A 17,511-nucleotide genomic window follows, 5' to 3' on the forward strand; every position below is an offset into this window, starting at 1 on the left:
ACCAGTCGGCGAGCGACACTGATGAACCTACCGGTGCCTGCTCCGAAACGGTGACGCGACCGCCTACGCTGTGCACCCGTGTCCAAGTTCTCAACGGCGGCCAAGCGGCTGCTCGTCGGACGGCCGTTCCGCAGTGACCGCCTGGCGCACACCCTGCTCCCGAAGCGCATCGCCCTCCCGGTGTTCGCCTCCGACGCGATGTCGTCGGTGGCCTACGCGCCGGAGGAGATCTTCCTGATGCTCTCCGTGGCCGGCCTGTCGGCGTACGTCTTCGCGCCCTGGGTGGGGCTCGTGGTCGTGCTGGTGATGCTCACCGTGGTGGCCAGCTACCGCCAGAACGTGCGCGCCTACCCGTCCGGCGGCGGTGACTACGAGGTCGCGACCGTCAACTTGGGCCGCAGAGCGGGCCTGACCGTGGCCAGCGCCCTGCTGGTCGACTACGTGCTCACCGTCGCGGTGTCCATCGCCTCGGCCATGGCCAACATCGGATCGGCGGTGCCGTACGTCGGCGAGCACAAGACATGGTTCGCCGTGGCGGCCATCGTCGTGCTCACCGCGATCAACCTGCGCGGCATCCGCGAGTCGGGTGCCGCGTTCGCCGTGCCGACCTACGCGTTCATGGTCGGCATCATGGCCATGATCGGCTTCGGCCTGTTCCGCGGTTTCATCCTCAACGAGGAGATGCCCGCCGAGAGCGCGAACCTGACGATCAACGCCGAACACGGCGAGCTGATGGGCCTCGCCCTGGTCTTCCTGATCCTGCGCGCCTTCTCCTCCGGCTGCGCGGCGCTGACCGGTGTCGAGGCGATCAGCAACGGCGTGCCCGCCTTCCGCAAGCCCAAGTCGAAGAACGCGGCCACGACGCTGCTGCTGATGGGCCTGATCTCGGTGGTCATGCTGATGGGGCTCATCACCCTGGCCCAGCTGACCGAGGTGAAGGTGGCCGAGGACCCGGCCACCCAGCTCGTCAACGCCCCGGAGGGCTACGAGCAGAAGACGATGGTCGCCCAGGTCGCCCAAGCGGTGTTCTCCGACTTCCCGGCGGGCTTCTACTTCATCACCATCGTCACCGCGCTGATCCTCGTGCTCGCCGCCAACACCGCGTTCAACGGCTTCCCCGTCCTCGGCTCGATCCTCGCCCAGGACCGCTACCTGCCGCGCCAGCTGCACACGCGCGGCGACCGGCTCGCCTTCTCCAACGGCATCATCGGCCTGGCCGCGTTCGCCATCGTCCTGGTGATCGCCTTCGACGCCGAGGTCACCAAGCTCATCCAGCTCTACATCGTCGGCGTGTTCGTCTCGTTCACCATGAGCCAGACCGGCATGATCCGGCACTGGAACCGGCACCTGGCCACCGAGACCGACCCGGCCGAGCGCCGCAGGATGCGCCGCTCGCAGGCCATCAACGCCTTCGGTCTCGCGATGACCGGCGCGGTGCTGGTGGTCGTGCTCATCACCAAGTTCCTGCTCGGCGCGTGGATCGCCATCGCCGCCATGGCCGCCATCTACGCGCTGATGACCGGCATCCGCCGCCACTACGACCGCGTCACCGACGAACTGGTCAAAGCCGAGGGCAAGGACCCGTTCGTCCTGCCGTCGCGCATCCACACCATCGTGTTGGTCTCCAAGCTCCACCTGCCGACCAAGCGCGCACTCGCGTACGCTCGCGCGACCCGACCGGACGTGCTGGAGGCGATCACCGTCAACGTCGACGACGTGGACACCAAGCGGTTGGTCGCCGCGTGGGACAAGCAGAACTTCTCGGTGCCGCTGAAGGTCATCGAGTCGCCCTACCGCGAGATCACCAAGCCGGTCCTGGACTACGTCAAGCGCATGCGCACCGACAACCCGCGCGACGTGGTCACCGTGTTCATCCCCGAGTACGTCGTCGGCCACTGGTGGGAGCAGTTCCTGCACAACCAGAGCGCGCTGCGGCTCAAGGGGCGGCTGCTGTTCCAGCCGGGTGTGATGGTGACGAGTGTGCCGTGGCAGCTGCAGTCCTCCGAGGGCGTGCACGAGCCCGAGGTGGTGGCCCCCGGCTTGATCCGCCGCGGCCTGGCAGTCGATGAGGAGGCCGAGCGCCGATGACCGGAACTGAACCCGCCGCCGACTGGACCGGGCGGCGGGTCGAGGTCGAGGTCGGCGCGGTCGCCCACGGCGGCCACTGCGTCGCCCGTGCCGACGGCCGGGTCGTGTTCGTCCGGCACGCGCTGCCGGGGGAGCGGGTGGTCGTCGAGATCACCGAGGACCGCGGCGGCTCCTTCTGCCGCGGCGACGCCGTCGAGGTCCTGACCGCGTCCCCCGACCGCGTCGAGCCCCCATGCCCGCTCGCCCGCCCCGGCGGCTGCGGCGGCTGCGACTGGCAGCACGCGTCCGGGGTGGCGCAGCGGGCGTTGAAGCAGGCCGTCGTCGCCGAGCAGTTGCAGCGGCTGGCGGGGATCACCTGGGACGGTGAGGTCGAGGAACTCGCGGGCGGGCTGGTCCACTGGCGGACACGGGCCCGGCTGGCGGTCGACCGGCGGGGCCAGGCGGGGTTCCGTGCCCACCGCAGCCACCGGGTTGTCCCGGTCGGCGACTGCGTGATCGCAGCCCCGGGCACCGTCGACGCGGTCGTCGCCGACCGCTGGACCCCCGGCGCCGAACTCGACGTGTCGGTGGACGCCAACGGCTACACCCACGTCAGCGAACTCATCCTGGAGAAGGGCCGGAGGCAGCCGCGCGCCCACCGCGTCATCGGCTCCGCGACCGCTTTGGAGCGCGCCGCCCGCCGCGAGTGGCGGTTCGACGCCCAGGGCTTCTGGCAGGTCCACCCGGACGCGGCGGACATGCTCGCCGAGGTCGTGGGGCAGTGGTCCGGCGCCGAAACCGGTGGCTGCGCCTGGGATCTGTACGCGGGCGTCGGCCTGTTCGCCGCGGTGCTGGCTTCGCAGGTTGGTCCACAAGGGACAGTCGTGGCGGTCGAGTCGGGTCGGCGGGCCGCCGAGGACGGCGCGGAGAACTTGAAGGACCTGGCTCAGGTCCGGGTGTTCTCGGGCCGGGTCGAGGACGTCCTCGGCGCGGACCTGCCGTCACCGGACGTCGTGGTCCTCGACCCGCCCCGCAAGGGCGCGGGGCGGGAGGTCGTCGAGGCGATCGCCGACCGCGAGCCCGCGCGGGTGGTCTACGTCGCGTGCGATCCCGCGGCACTCGCGCGGGACGTCGCCCTGTTCGCCGACCACGGCTACCGGTTGACGAACCTGCGCGCCTTCGACACCTTCCCCATGACCCACCACGTGGAGTGCGTCGCCCTGCTGGAGCGCTAGCGCGGACCCTGCGGGAACGGCGGGCGCTGGCCCATCGGGGGATATGCCGGACCCGGTGGCGGCCCGCCGCGGTGCGGCATTGGCTGCCCGGGGTGGCCCGGGACCCCGCCGGGCGGCGGCGGGCCCGGTCGGAACCCGCCAGGAGGTGTCCCCGGGGGAATCGGCTGCTGCGTCGGTGGCCCAGCCGGATGCGGCGGAACCGGAGGAACCTGCGGCGCAGGCGGAACCGGCTGCTGCACAGGCGGCCCCGGAGGAACCTGTGGCCCACCCTGCGGCGCCGGGGGAACCGGCTGTTGCGCGGGCGCTCCGCCCGGCTGCTGCACCGGCAGTCCACCCGGCGGCGTGTGGGCGGCCTGCGTCTCCGCCGAGACGGCGGGCGGCATGCCTGCCCGCGCCCGCAGCCAGTCGGGGATGTGTTCCTCCGACCGCGGGAAGAATCGCAGCTCGTCCATGAATCCGATCGGCGGCGGCACCCGCCGCCACTCCGGCTCGACGTCGGGCTCGAACTCGACCTCGAAGGTCCCTGTCGGCTCGATCGAGTATTTCGCCGCGATCCACGTTCCCCGACCCGGCCGGTACATCCCGCCGCGCAGTCTGGCGAACCCGGACACGACCTCCCCGGGCGGCCGGATCACATGTTCCTGGCCGTCGGCGCCCAACACGACCAGATCGGCCTCGACGTGTCGACCGGCCGACCGGTACGACGCCTGAATGCGCTGCCAGTGCTGGCCCGCCACGCGCACCATGGCGCGGCCGACCTCCTTGGTGAGCCGGTCCTGTTCGACCGGGTTCATCACCGGTTCCGTCATCGTTCCCCCGTAAGCACACATCCCCCGGACTGCGACGAGACACTACCGCTGTGGGGGAGATGTTGTGCACGATCGGTGAGGATGTCGTGCGTGTGTCGGACACCTCGGGCGATCATCGGAGGCCCACTCGTAGACTGGATCGAGCGGGAACAGCCGACAATGACGAGGTGACGACGCGGTGACGCTGCTCGATTCCGTGCATGATCCGGCTGATCTGATGCGGTTCACGCCGGAGGAGTTGGACCGACTCTCCGCCGAGATCCGCTCTTTCCTTGTGGACAAGGTCACCCGGACGGGTGGCCACCTTGGACCGAACCTGGGCGTCGTGGAACTCACGATCGCGTTGCACAGGGTGTTCGACTCGCCGCGTGAGGCCATCATCTTCGACGTGGGCCACCAGGCCTACGTGCACAAGATCCTCACCGGCCGCCGCGACGGCTTCGACGAGCTGCGCCAGCAGGACGGCATCTCCGGCTATCCGTGCCGCGATGAGAGCGACCACGACCACGTCGAGAACAGCCACGCCTCCACCGCCCTGTCCTACGCCGACGGCCTCGCCAAGGCGTATGAGGTGCAGGGCGAGAAGCGCAGTGTCGTGGTCGTCGTCGGCGACGGCGCGCTGACTGGCGGCATGTGCTGGGAGGCGCTGAACAACATCGCCGCGGGCACCGACCGGTCGGTCGTCATCGTGGTCAACGACAACGGCCGCTCCTACTCACCGACCATCGGCGGCGTCGCCGACCATCTGGCCGCGCTGCGGCTGCGGCCGGGCTACGAGCGCGCGCTCGAAGGCGGCAAGCGGATGCTGCAGGGCACCCCGGTCGTCGGCAAGCCCCTCTACGCCGCGCTGCACGCGGCCAAGCGCGGCATCAAGGACGCGCTGGCCCCGCAGGCGATGTTCGAGGACCTGGGGATGAAGTACCTCGGCCCGGTCGACGGCCACGACTTCGAGTCGCTGGAGTCGGCGCTGCGCCGGGCGAAGGACTTCGGCGGGCCGGTGATCGTGCACGCGGTCACTCGCAAGGGCAACGGCTACCCGCTGGCCGAGAACGACGAGCTCGACCAGATGCACCAGACCGACCCGATCGACCCGGTCACCGGCAAGCCCCGCAAGTCCAAGGGCACCGTCTGGACCAGCGTGTTCGCCGACGAGCTGGCCAAGATCGGCGCCGAGCGCGAGGACGTCGTGGCGATCACCGCGGCCATGCTGCGCTCGACCGGCCTGGCCCCGTTCGCCGAGCGGTTCCCCGAGCGGACCTTCGACGTGGGCATCGCCGAGCAGCACGCCATCACGTCGGCGGCGGGCATGGCGATGGCCGGGCTGCACCCGGTGGTCGCGATCTACTCGACGTTCCTCAACCGCGCGTTCGACCAGATGCTGATGGACGTGGCCCTGCACCAGCAGCCGGTCACCGTCGTGCTCGACCGCGCGGGCATCACCGGCCCTGACGGCGCCAGCCACCACGGCATGTGGGACCTGTCGATCCTCGGCGTCATCCCCGGCATCCACATCGCAGCCCCGCGCGACGCCGCGACGCTGCGCGAGGAACTGCGCGAGGCCATCGCCATCGACGACGGCCCGTCAGTCCTGCGCTTCCCGAAGGCCACCGTGGGCGACGACATCGCCGCCGTCGAGCGCGTCGGCCCGGTCGACATCCTGCGCCGCGGCTCCGACGTGCTGCTGGTGACGGTCGGCTCGTTCGCCGAACTGGGCCTCGCCGCCGCCGAGCGGCTGGCCGACCAGGGCATCAGCGTCACCGTCGTCGACCCGCGCTGGGTCGCCCCGGTGCCGCGTGAGCTGGTCGAGCTGGCGGCGCAGCACCGGCTCGTGGTCACGGTCGAGGACAGCGGGCGTCATGGCGGCTTCGGCTGGGCGCTGGCCGCCCTGCTGCGCGACAGCGACGTCGACGTCCCCCTGCGCGACCTGGGCATCCCGAACGAGTTCCACGCCCACGGCTCCCGCGACGAGGTGCTGGTCCGCCTCGGCCTGACGGCCCAGGACGTGGCCCGCCGCGTCACCGGCTGGGCCTCGGACCTCCTCGGCGCCGAGACGGCGGAGTCCGAGGAACCGGGTCGCGTCCTGCCTTAGCGGTCGGCGCCCAGGTCTCGCCCGTAGGTGAGACCTGGGCGGCCGTCCAACTCGGTCTCCCCGGTGACCACGAACCCCGAGCGGACCAGCACGGCCCGCGACCCCGCGTTGTCCGCGGTCGTCGCCGCACGCAGCGACGTCAGGCCGTAGTCGACGGCCAACGCGCACACCTCGGCGACGGCCCGCGTGGCCAGCCCCTGGCCCGCGGCCTTCTCTGCGATGCGATAGCCAAGCTCGGCCGAGCCGTCGGCGACGTCGACCAGGTTCACCCGACCCACCACCTCACCGTCCTCCACCAGCACGTGGAAGTGGCACACCCCGGCGTCCTGCTCGGCGAGCAGGTCGCGGAGGCGCTGGTCGAAGCCGGTGAAGTAGGCGTCGCCGCGGTCGGGGACCGAGGCGGCGAAGTAGGCGCGGTTCGCGGTCTCGAAGGCGAGCAGCGCGGGGGCGTGGTCGGGGCGGAGGCGTTCGAGCACCCGGCCCACCGTAGGGCCTGCGGATGCCGTCCGACCTTGTCGGCGCGGGTGTGGCACCGTTGTAGGGGTGCGGATCCTGATCGTGGAAGACGAGGTCCCGCTGGCCGACGCGGTAGCGCGTGGGTTGCGGCGGGAAGGTATGGCGGTCGACATCGCCTACGACGGCGACGACGGCCATGAGAAGGCGTCGGTCACCCGGTACGACGTGGTCGTGCTCGACCGCGACCTGCCCGGCATGCACGGCGACGAGCTGTGCCGGGAGATCGTGGCCTCCGGCGCGCTGACGCGGGTGCTGATGCTCACCGCCAGCGACGCGGTGGCCGACCGGGTCGAGGGCTTGTCCATCGGCGCCGACGACTACCTCGCCAAGCCGTTCGCCTTCCCCGAGCTGGTCGCGCGGGTGCGCGCGCTGGCCCGCCGGGCGACCCCGGTGACGCCGCCGGTGCTGGTGGCGGGCGACGTCGAGCTGGACCCGGCGCGGCGCACGGTGTCGCGCAACGGCCAGCAGATCGACCTGACGCGCAAGGAGTTCGGGGTCCTGGAGGTCCTGCTCTCCGCGCGCGGCTCGGTGGTCAGCAGCGAGGAGCTGCTGGAGCGGGTGTGGGACGAGAACGCCGACCCGTTCACCACGACGGTCCGGGTCACGGTGATGACCCTGCGCAAGAAGCTCGGTGAGCCCGGGGTGATCGACACGGTCGTCGGCTCCGGCTACCGCGTGCCGTCCTCCGCCGTGCGGTGACCGGACGCCGCCGCGGTCCCGGGCTGCGGGGCCGGATCACCCTGCTGGCCACGGGGCTGGTTGCCGCGGTGAGCGTGCTGCTGCTGTGGCTGGGCTGGCTGCTGGCCGGGGGCGTGGTCGCCTCGGTGCCCTCGCTCCCCGAGGGCACGACGGTGCTGGTCGACGGCGTGCGCGTGCGGGCCGAGCAACTGGCGGAGGTCCTGGCCGACAACGCGCGCGACAGGGTGCTGTTGGCCGGTTCGGTGGCCTTCGTGTGCGTGGTCGCCGCGACGGCGCTGCTGGCGTGGCTCATCACCGGCCGGGTGCTGCGCCCCCTGCGCGAGGTCACCGCGACGGCCCACCGGCTGTCAGTGGAGTCCCTCGGCGAGCGCATCGGCCACCGCGGCGCCCGCGACGAGGTCGCCGAACTGGCCGACACGTTCGACGCCATGCTCGACCGCTTGCAGGCCGCGTTCTCCACCCAGCGCCAGTTCGTCGCCAACGCCAGCCACGAGCTGCGCACCCCGCTGGCGGTCATCCGCACCGAACTCGACGTCACCCTGGCCGACCCGAACGCCGACGAGGCCGAACTCCGCCGCATGGCCGAGGTCGTGCGCGCCGCCACCCTGCGCGCGGGCGAGCTCGTCGAGGCCCTGCTGGTCCTGGCTCGCACGGACGGCCTGGGCGTCGGCGCCACCGGCCCGGTCGACCTGTCCACCGTCATCGCGGGCGCCTGGCGCTCGGCCCGCACCGAAGCCGAACGCCGCGGCATCACCGCCACCTTCCACGACGGCGGCCCCACGGTCATCGGCGACTCGGCCCTGCTGGAGCGTGTCGCCGGAAACCTCCTGGAGAACGCCGTCCGCCACAACACCGACGGCGGCTGGATCGACGTGCGCACCCACCGCGGTCCACAGTGGACGACGCTGACGGTGTCGTCGTCCGGCAGGCCGGTCGACCCGCACCGGGTGGCGGAGCTGTTCGAGCCGTTCCGCCGGGGCGGGGTGGATCGGACGGCGCAGACGGGCACCGGTTTGGGCTTGTCGATCGTGCGGGCGGTCGCGCGGGCGCACGGCGGCCACGTGAGCGCGGAACCGGTCCCGGGCGGCGGCTTGAGCGTGACGGTCCACCTGCCCTCTGTAGCGCATGTGTAGCGCATTTATCGGATGAGCGCCACGCTACTGGGGTGAGTCAGGTAATCGGCCAACGGGAGCTTCGCAACGACAACGCGGAGATAATGCGCCGCGTCGAGGCCGGAGAGCGCTTCACGGTCACCCGCAACGGCAAGCCCATCGCGGACATCGTTCCGCACCAGGCGGGAGTCGCGCCGAAGCGCAGGAGTCTGGGAGAGGTTCAAGCGGTGTTTCGCGACCTGCCACCGATGGACGTGGAACGTTGGTATCGCGAGCGTGCGGCCGACGACGAGGTCTTCGGCACCGATGATCCGGTGGATGGTGCGTGGTCCCGGTGATCGATGTCCTGCTGGACACGTCGGTGATCGTCGATCTTGACCATATCGACCTTGGTGAACGCGCTTCGGCGGCAGGGTTCGTGAGTTCGGTGACCGTTGCCGAGTTGGCGAACGGCCTCGACATCGATGATCCGATCGAGCGGGCGGTCCGCGCGGACCGCTACTACGCCACTCTGGATCAGTTCGACGTGCTCGCGTTCGATCTGTCGGCCGCGAAGCTCTACGGCACGATGGCGGCCCTTGTTCGCCGGTCAGGGCGAAACCCTCGTCCGCGGTGGATGGACTTGCAGATCGCGGCGACCGCTGCCGCGCGCGGGTTGCCGTTGCTCACCAGGAATCTCGCGGACTTCCGCGGCCTGGAGCGGGTGCTGGACGTCATCGCGGCCTAGAGGCGCTCGATGAGGCTCAGCGCGTCGCGAGGCGCGTGGGCCTTCACGTCATTGTCGAAGTAGACGTAGACGTCGGCCGATTTCCGCCACTTCTTGACCTTCGCCGCCCACCTGTCGAGCGCGTCCGATGTGTAGCCGCTGGTGTAGAGCTCCTCATCGCCGTGGAGTCGCACGTAGACGAAGTCGGCGGTCACCTCGTCGAACCGCGGCCACCGCCCCGCCGTGTCCGCGATGACCACCGCGACCCCGTGCTCCCGCGCCAGCGCTTCGAACTCCGGCCGCTTGAACTCCGGGTTGCGCACCTCCAGCGCGTACCGCAGCGGCCGGTCGGCGTCGGTCTCGGTCCACGCGCGACCGTCCAACCGCGAGTCATGCCCCCGCGCCACCGAAGCGGCCGCGGTGGATGTGCGGGGGAGTGCCTTGAAGAACGCCTCCAGCACCGGCGGCTCGTACTTGAAGTTCTCCGGCAGCTGCCACAGCACCGGCCCCAGCTTCGCCCCGAGCGCGAGCACCCCGGAGGCGAAGAAGTTGGCCAGGGTGAGGTCGGCGTCCTTCAACCGTTTCATGTGGGTGATGAACCGGGGTCCCTTGACGGAGAACACGAACCCGTCGGGGGTCTCGTCGCGCCACTTCTGGTAGCTCTCGGGGCGCTGGAGGGCATAGAAGGAGCCGTTGATCTCGATCGAGGTGACCTGGTTGGACAGATAGGCCAGCTCGCGCTTCTGGGTCACGCCCTTGGGGTAGAACACCCCGCGCCAAGGTGGATAGACCCAGCCTGACGTGCCGATTCGGACAGATCCGCCACCCATACGTGCGAATTCTAGGTCATCTCCGGCGTGTCCAGCGGACCTGCGGAAATGTGGTCGACGACACTCCAGCGTGACTTTGCCGAGTCCATTTCGTAATGTTGCCCCGGCTCCGCCCCCGACGAGTAGTGGTGATCAACGAATGTCCGGTCGACATAGGAAGCAGCCCGTGGGCTGGCACGTGACCACGGGTTTAGGTGTCCTCATCGGCACTGGTTTGAGTGCCACCGTCTTGCTCGTCGGCGGCCCCGCCCCCGACACGCAGTCCGTGAACGCGGCCATGACGCTCCGGGACCCGTCGACGACCACGTCCGCCCCGTCGAGCACGACCACGACGCCGCCGGTGACCACCACCACGACGCCGCCCCCGCCGCCGGTCACGACCACGCCACCCCCGCCGCCGCCGGTCACCACGACCCCGCCGCGGCCGAAGACCACCGCCAAGCCCGCGGGCTCCTGCTCGACCACCCTGGACGGCGTCCAGCCGCACGTGGCGCAGGTCGGCAACCACATCAAGGCCAAGTTCGGCATCAAGGACATCGGCGGCCGGGAAGGCCGCGGCGGCGCCAGCGACCACCCGTCGGGTCTCGCGCTGGACTTCATGGTCGACACCGCCACCGGCAACGCCGTGGCCGACTACATCCTGGCCAACCAGCGGGCCTTCGGCGTCACCTACGTGATCTGGCGCCAGCGCTACAACGACGGTGGCGGCTGGGACGCCATGGAGAACCGCGGCAGCCCGACCGCCAACCACATGGACCACGTCCACGTGTCGTTCAGGTCCGGCGCCAAGGTCACCGTCAGCTGCTGACGGCGCGGCGAGCACCGCGGATGAGAAGCCAGCCGATGAGCGCGACCTCGCCGAAACCGCCCACCGTGGCGAGTTTCAGGTCGTAGCCCGCGACCTTGGCGAACCCGTCGACGAGGTAGCTCGCTCCGGCGAGCGCGAGCACGACGCCCAGCCACACCGGTTTCGCTTTGGCCACAAGGTATCCGAGCGCGACGAGGTGCGCGCCGAACAGTGTCAGCGAGATCGACCAGATCTCCCGGAAGCTGTCCACTTCGGACATCGACAGCCGCGCGATCGCGACGAGGAACACCGCCGTGTAAGCGATCCGCAGCCATGCCGCGAGAGTGGACAATGCCGCGTCGGTCGGCGCGTAGAACACCCAAAGCGCCCACGCGGCAACGATGTCGAGGATCGCCACGGCCATGAGGGCGGCCACGCCCAGTCGGAACGCGCCGTCGCCCGGGTGCGGGTCTTCGAGGACACCGAAGTTGGCGAAGGCGGCCAGCACGGCCATCAATAGCAGGCCGACGCCCGCCACGATCGCGGCGCGACGTGAGGACAGCTCCATGGCGGGTCTCCCTGTGTAAAGAAAACTTGACACAGGTGAAGGTAAAGCGATGCTGACATGATGTCAAGAATTATTGACTTCGCGCTCCCGTGCCTCCTCCGGCAGCACCTCCGCCGCACGCCACCAGCGACGCGACGCCAGCGCGGCCAGCGCGGCGCCCGTCGCGTTGACCAGCACGTCATCCACCGACGACACCCGGTCCAACTGGAAGACGTACTGCGCGGTCTCGACCAGGATCGAGCAGCCCGCGCCGAGCGCCAGAATCCGCGGCACGGACGCCAGCGCGGCGAACCGCAGCGGAGCGAAGAACCCCAGGGCCGCGAACACCAGCAGGTTGCCGCCGATCCCGAGCGGGCTCATCGTGACCAGGTCCCGCAGCGGGACCAGACTCAGCCTGCCGGGCACGACGCCCGCCCCGGAGCCGGGCATCATGGTCATCCACAGCCACGGCGCCGTCCCGTAGACCATGCCCACCTCGGCCAGCGACAACCGCCACGCCGACTCGACGCCCGCCGCACGCCGCAGGCGGGCCAGCGCCCACACCAGCAGCGCGGCCAACGGCAGCCCGGCCAGCGTCACGAATACGACGCCGTTGAACGTGTCGAGGCAGCCGTGCCCGGCCAGGCACCGCGGAGCGGCCATCAGCAGCGGCCCCCGCACGGCGAACGCCGCGCCCGCCAGGCCGAGGACCACCAGGCAGGCCAACACGATCGTGCGGCGGGACGGTGCTGACGGGGCTGGGCTGGTGTTCACGGCCCCATTAGATGGGGAGGCCCGTTGCGGCGGCGTATCGGGTTTTCGATACGCCCGCGATATCCGGACCTACAGTGAGTCCATGTCGGCCATCTGGGAGCGGACGCCCCTCCCCGCCGAACACGCGGTCACCATGATCGCCGGCCTGATCCTGCACGCGCGCACCCGGCCTCGGCTGCCCGCGGCCCTCGCCCCCGTGGGCTGGGTAGGTCTGGCCGCTGGACTGGGCCTGAACGTGTGGGCCGTCCGAGCGCGGGGAGAGGGCGACATCGATGCCCCGGACCGACTCGTGACGGCCGGGCCGTACGCGCTCACCCGCAACCCCATGTACGTCGGCTGGAGCCTGCTCCACCTCGGCGCCGGGCTCGCCGCCCGCTCGCCCTGGCTGCTCGCGGGCTGGCCGGTCGCCGCCGCCTTGGTTCACCGTGCCGTCCTGCGCGAAGAGCGCCAACTGGCCGCCTTGTTCGGCGACGAGCACGCGGGCTACGCGCGCCGCGTCCCCCGGTACTGAACGACAGCGCCCCCGGTGTCTCCGAAGAGACACCGGGGGCGCCGCGAAACACTTTCTTACGCCACCGGCACCGAGGCCACGCCCGGAGCCAGGAACGGCTTGCCGTTCACCTTCTCCGACACGCCCTCACGGTCCAGGTACGGCGTGACGCCGCCCAGCCAGAACGGCCAGCCCGCGCCCAGGATCATGCACAGGTCGATGTCCTGCGCCTCGGCGACCACGCCCTCGTCGAGCATGATCCGGATCTCCTCCGCGAGGCCCTCCAGGGCACGCGCGCGGACCTGCTCGGCCGTCAGCGGAGCGTCGCCGAACTGCCACAGCTCCTGGACCTCGGGGTCGACGCTCGGCTTGCCCGTCGAGTCCCACGTCCACACCGCCGACTTGCCCGCCTTGACGAACGCCTTCATGTTGTCCGACACGCCGAAGCGGTCCGGGAACGCGCGGTTCATCGTCTCGGCCACGTGCAGCGCGACCGGCGGGCCGACGAGCTGCAGCAGCACCAGCGGGCTCATCGGCAGGCCCAGCGGCTCCAGGGCGTTGTCGGCGACCTCGAAGGGCGTGCCCTCGTCGATCGACTTGACGACCTCGCCCATGAACCGGGTGAGCAGCCGGTTGACCACGAACGCCGGGGCGTCCTTGACCAGCACGGACGACTTCTTCAGCGCCTTGCCCACCGCGAACGCGGTGGCCAGGGTGGCGTCGTCGGTCTTGTCCGCGCGGACGATCTCCAGCAGCGGCATGACCGCGACCGGGTTGAAGAAGTGGAAGCCGACGACCCGCTCGGGGTGCTTCAGCTTCGACGCCATCTCGGTGATCGACAGCGACGAGGTGTTCGTCGCCAGCACGCACTCCGCGCTGACGTGCTCCTCGACCTGCGCGAACACGGTCTGCTTGACGCCCAGTTCCTCGAACACGGCCTCGATGACGAAGTCCGCGTCGGCGAACGCGGCCTTGTCCAGCGAACCGGACACCAGCGCCTTGAGGCGGTTGGCGCCGTCCGGGGAGACCCGGCCCTTGCCCTGCAGCTTGTCGATCTCGGAGTGGACGTAGCCGACGCCCTTGTCGACGCGCTCCTGGTCGATGTCGGTCAGCACGACCGGCACCTTCAGCTGGCGGGCGAACAGCAGCGCCATCTGGCTGGCCATCAGGCCCGCGCCGACGATGCCGACCTTCGTCACCGGACGCGCCAGCGACTTGTCCGGGGCGCCCGCGGGCTTGCGCGCGCGCTTCTGGACCAGGTTGAACGAGTACAGCCCGGCCCGCAGCGGGTCGGTCATCAGCACGTCGGCCAGCGCCTCGGTCTCGGCCGCGTAGCCCTTGTCGAGGTTGTTCTCGCGGGCCAGTTCCAGCAGCTCAAGGGCCTTCTGTGCGCCCGGGGAGGCGCCCTTGGTCTTGCCGTGGACGATCGCCTTCGCGCGGGCGACGGCCGCGTCCCACTCGGCGCCGCGGTCGATCTCGCGGCGCGCGGGGGTGACCTGGCCGTTGACCACCGAGGCCAGCCACAGCAGCGACTGCTCCAGGAAGTCGGCCGAGTCGAACAGCGCGTCGGTGATGCCCAGCTCCAGCGCCTGCTTCGGCTTGAGCATCCGGTTCTGCGCCAGCGCGTTCTCGAAGATCACCGTCACGGCCGCGTCCGGGCCGATCAGGTTCGGCAGCAGCTGCGTGCCGCCCCAGCCCGGGAACAGGCCGAGGAAGACCTCGGGCAGGGCGATGGCCGCCGCGCCGGAGGACAGGGTGCGGTAGTGGCACGACAGGCCCAGTTCGAGGCCGCCACCCATGACCGCGCCGTTGATGAAGGCGAAGGTCGGGATCTCGGACTCGGTGAACCGGCGGAACACGTCGTGCCCGGCCTGGGCGATCTCCAGCGCGCGCTCGCGCTCGGCGATCTGCTCCACACCGGACAGGTCGGCGCCCACCGCGAAGATGAACGGCTTGCCGGTGACGGCGATCGCGGCGGGCTGGGCCGCCACGGCCTCGTCGAACGCCGCGTTGAGCGACACCAGCGACTGCGGGCCGAACGTGGACGGCCGGGTGTGGTCGTGGCCGTTGTCGATGGTGATGAACGCGACCGGCTTGTCGAGGCCGGGCACCTTGATCAGCTTCGTGACGGCCAAGGTGACGACCTCGTCAGGGAAGGCGGCCTTGGCCTGCTCCATAGTCAGCATCAGTTGCCACCACCGTTCCAGTGCGGGTTCTCCCAGATCACGGTGCCGCCCATGCCGATGCCGATGCACATCGAGTTGAGGCCGTAGCGGACCTCGGGGTGCTCCTCGAACTGGCGGGCCAGCTGCGTCATCAGCCGAACGCCCGAGGACGCCAGCGGGTGGCCGCACGCGATGGCGCCGCCCCACTTGTTGACGCGCGGGTCGTCCTGGTCGATGCCGAAGTGGTCGAGGAAGGCGAGCACCTGCACGGCGAACGCCTCGTTCAGCTCGAACAGCCCGATGTCCTCAATGGACAGACCGGCGCGCTTGAGCGCCTTCTCCGTCGCGGGAACCGGGCCGACGCCCATGACCTCGGGCTCGACGCCGACGAACGAGAAGCCCACCAGGCGCATGCCGATCGGCAGGCCCAGCTCCTTGGCGGTCTCCTCCTCGGCGAGGATGCAGCCGGTCGCGCCGTCGTTCAGGCCCGCGGCGTTGCCCGCGGTGACCCGGCCGTGCGGGCGGAACGGGGTCTTGAGGCCCGCGAGCTGCTCGACGGTGGTGCCCGGGCGCGGCGGCTCGTCCTCGGTGGCCAGGCCCCAGCCCAGCTCGGCCGAACGGGTCGCCACCGGCACGAACTCGGGGCCGATCTTGCCCGCCTTCACCGCGTCGGCGTACTTCTCCTGGCTGCGCGCGGCGAACTCGTCGCAGCGCTGCTTGGTGATCGCCGGGTAGCGGTCGTGCACGTTCTCCGCGGTCTGGCCCATGACCAGCGCGGTCGGGTCGACGATCTTGTCGGCCACGATGCGCGGGTTCGGGTCGACGCCCTCGCCCATCGGGTGGCGGCCCATGTGCTCGACGCCACCGGCGATCACCACGTCGTAGGCGCCGAAGGCGATGCCGCTGGCGCTGGTGGTGACGGCGGTCATGGCGCCCGCGCACATGCGGTCGATGGCGTAGCCGGGGACGGACTTGGGCAGGCCGGCGAGCAGCGCGGCGGTCCGGCCGATGGTCAGGCCCTGGTCGCCGATCTGCGTCGTCGCGGCGATGGCGACCTCGTCCACCCGCTCCGGGGGCAGCTCGGGGTGCCTGCGCAGCAGTTCACGGATGACCTTCACGACGAGATCGTCGGCGCGGGTCTCCGCGTAGATGCCCTTCGGGCCTGCCTTGCCGAACGGCGTGCGTACACCGTCGACGAAGACCACGTTCCGAACGGCGCGCTCGGCTGCGGATGCAGCGGGTGCGGCCACGTGGGTGCTCCTTAGTCGAATATGGGCTACCGACTGGTAACAAGCTCTACTCTAGACCGGGTTACCAGTGGGTAACATAGCGGCGCGCTTATGGAGTGGGTCACAGTCCGACGAAGTCTGCCGCCGACCGGGCGGCGAAGTCGAACAAAGCGTCCGCCGGGTCCGCCGAACCGACGAGCTGACCGAACAGCTCGAAGCCGACCATGCCGAACAGCTGTGTCCACGCGACCATTACCCGTGCCAGCGCCCCCGGCGGCAAGTCGATCGAGATCGTCGCGGTCACGTTGCTGAGTTGGTCGCGCAGGACGGGGTCGATCTCGGCGTCGGCGAGCCCGGCCGCGTGCGCGATGGCGATCATGAGCAGCGGCACGCGGGTGGCGGGGACGACTGTGTCCTGCGGGGCGCTATAGCCCGGCACTGGGGAGCCGTAGATCAGGGCGTACTCATGCCGGTTGGCCAGCGCCCACGCGCGCACGGCGTGCCACGCGGCCAGCCAGCGCGCGCGGGGCTCGCCGCCTGGGTCGGCCCGCTCGACGGCGTCCCCGAGCGAGTTGTAGGCGTCGATGATCAGCGCTGTGAGCAACTCGTCGCGGCTGGGGTAGTAGCGGTACACCGCCGACGAGGCCATGCCGAGGTTGCGCGCGACCGCGCGCAGGGAGAGGGCCTGCGCGCCCGCGGTGGCGAGCTGCGCGCGGGCGTCCTCCTTGATCGCGAGCGTCAGCGCGGCCCGGTTGCGGTCGCGGGCGCCAGGGGTCTTCGTCATGGTCGCCAGCATACGAGAGCAGCGCTCTTGACGAGAGCTCCGCTCTCGTATTTACTTGGCAACAAGAGAGAGCGGTGCTCTCGTTTCTTGAAGGGACTCCCCGATGTCGACTCGCTACCTCCGCCCCGGCCGGTTCACCACGGGCGTCTTCAACCGCCTCGTCGCCTTCCTCGTCCGCCGCGGCATCAACGTCTGGGGCTCCCGCGTGCTGTCGGTGCGCGGCCGCAAGTCCGGCGAGATGCGCTCGACCCCGGTCAACCTGCTGGTCCACGACGGCGAGAACTACCTGGTCGCCCCGCGCGGCCACACCCAGTGGGTCCGCAACCTGCGCGCGGCGGGGGAGGGCGAACTGCGCCTGGGCCGCAAGGTGCGCACGTTCACCGCAGTCGAGCTGTCCGACGACGAGAAGCCGGAGTTGCTGCGCGCCTACCTGAAGCGCTGGAAGTTCGAGGTCGGCGTCTTCTTCGACGGCGTCGACGCGTCCTCGGCCGACGCCGACCTCCGCCGCGTCGCCCCGGACCACCCGGCGTTCCGGATCGTCCTGGCGTGACCGCTACGCGTTGGACGGGTCGCCGACGTGCGCGTAGTAGTCGAGCGTGGCCTGCGCGCGCTGCCGCTGGTACGCGTCGCTGAGGAAGATCTCGTCGTTGGAGTGCCACCAACGCCGCACCA

18 protein-coding genes are annotated in these 17,511 nt (G+C 70.6%); 10 read left to right on the top strand and 8 right to left on the bottom strand.

The features are described 5' to 3' along the window. Positions 1 to 78: 78 nt before the first annotated feature. Entirely contained in the window at positions 79 to 2,088 is a 2,010-nt protein-coding gene (locus tag ACSHT8_RS33675; protein WP_436495964.1) for an APC family permease, read from the top strand. After that, positions 2,085 to 3,302 carry a class I SAM-dependent RNA methyltransferase gene (locus ACSHT8_RS33680; RefSeq protein WP_436495966.1) on the top strand — a complete coding sequence of 406 codons (1,218 nt, stop codon included), beginning with the start codon at positions 2,085 to 2,087 and terminating at the stop codon, positions 3,300 to 3,302. The genes ACSHT8_RS33675 and ACSHT8_RS33680 overlap by 4 nt, the downstream gene beginning before the upstream one ends. On the opposite strand, the gene ACSHT8_RS33685 is transcribed toward ACSHT8_RS33680, so the two are convergent. Then, positions 3,299 to 4,111 (bottom strand): hypothetical protein, encoded by an 813-nt coding sequence (locus ACSHT8_RS33685; RefSeq protein WP_436495968.1) that lies wholly within the window; start codon positions 4,109 to 4,111, stop codon positions 3,299 to 3,301. The genes ACSHT8_RS33680 and ACSHT8_RS33685 overlap by 4 nt on opposite strands. 178 nt (positions 4,112 to 4,289) lie before the next feature. On the opposite strand from ACSHT8_RS33685, the gene dxs reads away from it, so the two are divergent. Beyond that, positions 4,290 to 6,200 carry a 1-deoxy-D-xylulose-5-phosphate synthase gene (gene dxs, locus ACSHT8_RS33690; RefSeq protein ID WP_436495969.1) on the top strand — a complete coding sequence of 637 codons (1,911 nt, stop codon included), beginning with the start codon at positions 4,290 to 4,292 and terminating at the stop codon, positions 6,198 to 6,200. Here the strand turns inward: dxs and ACSHT8_RS33695 are convergent. Beyond that, positions 6,197 to 6,676: a GNAT family N-acetyltransferase gene (locus ACSHT8_RS33695; RefSeq protein WP_436495971.1), complete on the bottom strand. Its 480-nt coding sequence runs from the start codon at positions 6,674 to 6,676 to the stop codon at positions 6,197 to 6,199. The genes dxs and ACSHT8_RS33695 overlap by 4 nt on opposite strands. 67 nt (positions 6,677 to 6,743) lie before the next feature. On the opposite strand from ACSHT8_RS33695, the gene ACSHT8_RS33700 reads away from it, so the two are divergent. Genes ACSHT8_RS33700 through ACSHT8_RS33715 form a run of 4 tightly spaced genes read left to right on the top strand, consistent with a single transcriptional unit; the run spans position 6,744 to position 9,254 of the window. After that, on the top strand, positions 6,744 to 7,415 hold the full coding sequence (locus tag ACSHT8_RS33700; protein WP_436495973.1) for a response regulator transcription factor: 672 nt from the start codon (positions 6,744 to 6,746) through the stop codon (positions 7,413 to 7,415). Further along, complete coding sequence (locus tag ACSHT8_RS33705) at positions 7,412 to 8,548, top strand: sensor histidine kinase (protein ID WP_436495975.1); 1,137 nt, start codon at positions 7,412 to 7,414, stop codon at positions 8,546 to 8,548. Before ACSHT8_RS33700 ends, ACSHT8_RS33705 begins: the two co-directional genes overlap by 4 nt. A 32-nt stretch (positions 8,549 to 8,580) precedes the next feature. Next, positions 8,581 to 8,865, top strand: coding sequence for a type II toxin-antitoxin system Phd/YefM family antitoxin (locus tag ACSHT8_RS33710; RefSeq protein ID WP_436495977.1), 285 nt, complete (start codon positions 8,581 to 8,583; stop codon positions 8,863 to 8,865). Continuing rightward, complete coding sequence (locus tag ACSHT8_RS33715; protein WP_436495979.1) at positions 8,862 to 9,254, top strand: PIN domain-containing protein; 393 nt, start codon at positions 8,862 to 8,864, stop codon at positions 9,252 to 9,254. Before ACSHT8_RS33710 ends, ACSHT8_RS33715 begins: the two co-directional genes overlap by 4 nt. Here ACSHT8_RS33715 and ACSHT8_RS33720 read toward each other — a convergent pair. Further along, on the bottom strand, positions 9,251 to 10,063 hold the full coding sequence (locus ACSHT8_RS33720) for a DUF72 domain-containing protein (protein WP_436495981.1): 813 nt from the start codon (positions 10,061 to 10,063) through the stop codon (positions 9,251 to 9,253). The genes ACSHT8_RS33715 and ACSHT8_RS33720 overlap by 4 nt on opposite strands. A gap of 166 nt (positions 10,064 to 10,229) precedes the next feature. Here ACSHT8_RS33720 and ACSHT8_RS33725 point away from each other — a divergent pair, with 166 nt between their 5' ends. Then, positions 10,230 to 10,871: a hypothetical protein gene (locus ACSHT8_RS33725; RefSeq protein WP_436495983.1), complete on the top strand. Its 642-nt coding sequence runs from the start codon at positions 10,230 to 10,232 to the stop codon at positions 10,869 to 10,871. Here the strand turns inward: ACSHT8_RS33725 and ACSHT8_RS33730 are convergent. Together ACSHT8_RS33730 and ACSHT8_RS33735 are read right to left on the bottom strand one after the other, a co-directional pair. Further along, positions 10,861 to 11,418 carry a DUF4386 domain-containing protein gene (locus ACSHT8_RS33730; protein ID WP_436495985.1) on the bottom strand — a complete coding sequence of 186 codons (558 nt, stop codon included), beginning with the start codon at positions 11,416 to 11,418 and terminating at the stop codon, positions 10,861 to 10,863. The genes ACSHT8_RS33725 and ACSHT8_RS33730 overlap by 11 nt on opposite strands. Before the next feature lie 63 nt (positions 11,419 to 11,481). Continuing rightward, entirely contained in the window at positions 11,482 to 12,171 is a 690-nt protein-coding gene (locus ACSHT8_RS33735; protein ID WP_436495987.1) for a VanZ family protein, read from the bottom strand. Positions 12,172 to 12,253: 82 nt separating this feature from the next. Between ACSHT8_RS33735 and ACSHT8_RS33740 the strand changes: the two genes are divergently transcribed. Beyond that, positions 12,254 to 12,682: a methyltransferase family protein gene (locus tag ACSHT8_RS33740; protein WP_436495989.1), complete on the top strand. Its 429-nt coding sequence runs from the start codon at positions 12,254 to 12,256 to the stop codon at positions 12,680 to 12,682. Positions 12,683 to 12,738: 56 nt separating this feature from the next. Here ACSHT8_RS33740 and ACSHT8_RS33745 read toward each other — a convergent pair whose 3' ends face one another. The 3 genes from ACSHT8_RS33745 to ACSHT8_RS33755 form a co-directional block, all read right to left on the bottom strand. Then, positions 12,739 to 14,847, bottom strand: a complete 2,109-nt coding sequence (locus ACSHT8_RS33745; protein ID WP_436495991.1) for a 3-hydroxyacyl-CoA dehydrogenase NAD-binding domain-containing protein — start codon at positions 14,845 to 14,847, stop codon at positions 12,739 to 12,741. Then, entirely contained in the window at positions 14,847 to 16,076 is a 1,230-nt protein-coding gene (locus ACSHT8_RS33750; RefSeq protein ID WP_436495992.1) for a thiolase family protein, read from the bottom strand. Before ACSHT8_RS33750 ends, ACSHT8_RS33745 begins: the two co-directional genes overlap by 1 nt. A gap of 100 nt (positions 16,077 to 16,176) precedes the next feature. Beyond that, positions 16,177 to 16,839 (bottom strand): TetR/AcrR family transcriptional regulator, encoded by a 663-nt coding sequence (locus ACSHT8_RS33755; protein WP_436495993.1) that lies wholly within the window; start codon positions 16,837 to 16,839, stop codon positions 16,177 to 16,179. 103 nt (positions 16,840 to 16,942) lie between these two features. On the opposite strand from ACSHT8_RS33755, the gene ACSHT8_RS33760 reads away from it, so the two are divergent. Beyond that, complete coding sequence (locus tag ACSHT8_RS33760) at positions 16,943 to 17,389, top strand: nitroreductase family deazaflavin-dependent oxidoreductase (protein WP_436495994.1); 447 nt, start codon at positions 16,943 to 16,945, stop codon at positions 17,387 to 17,389. Positions 17,390 to 17,511 lie beyond the last annotated feature (122 nt).

Origin of the sequence: Actinokineospora sp. HUAS TT18, from assembly GCF_051364635.1 — a bacterium.
GTDB lineage: Bacteria > Actinomycetota > Actinomycetes > Mycobacteriales > Pseudonocardiaceae > Actinokineospora.

What these genes read in the sequence shown, in the direction of transcription:
- ACSHT8_RS33755 (WP_436495993.1), bottom strand. Translation starts at nt 16,839, where the DNA reads ATGACGAAGACCCCTGGCGCCCGCGACCGCAACCGGGCCGCGCTGACG.
- ACSHT8_RS33720 (WP_436495981.1), bottom strand. Translation starts at nt 10,063, where the DNA reads ATGGGTGGCGGATCTGTCCGAATCGGCACGTCAGGCTGGGTCTATCCA.
- ACSHT8_RS33745 (WP_436495991.1), bottom strand. Translation starts at nt 14,847, where the DNA reads ATGCTGACTATGGAGCAGGCCAAGGCCGCCTTCCCTGACGAGGTCGTC.
- ACSHT8_RS33760 (WP_436495994.1), top strand. Translation starts at nt 16,943, where the DNA reads ATGTCGACTCGCTACCTCCGCCCCGGCCGGTTCACCACGGGCGTCTTC.
- ACSHT8_RS33730 (WP_436495985.1), bottom strand. Translation starts at nt 11,418, where the DNA reads ATGGAGCTGTCCTCACGTCGCGCCGCGATCGTGGCGGGCGTCGGCCTG.
- ACSHT8_RS33740 (WP_436495989.1), top strand. Translation starts at nt 12,254, where the DNA reads ATGTCGGCCATCTGGGAGCGGACGCCCCTCCCCGCCGAACACGCGGTC.
- ACSHT8_RS33680 (WP_436495966.1), top strand. Translation starts at nt 2,085, where the DNA reads ATGACCGGAACTGAACCCGCCGCCGACTGGACCGGGCGGCGGGTCGAG.
- ACSHT8_RS33685 (WP_436495968.1), bottom strand. Translation starts at nt 4,111, where the DNA reads ATGACGGAACCGGTGATGAACCCGGTCGAACAGGACCGGCTCACCAAG.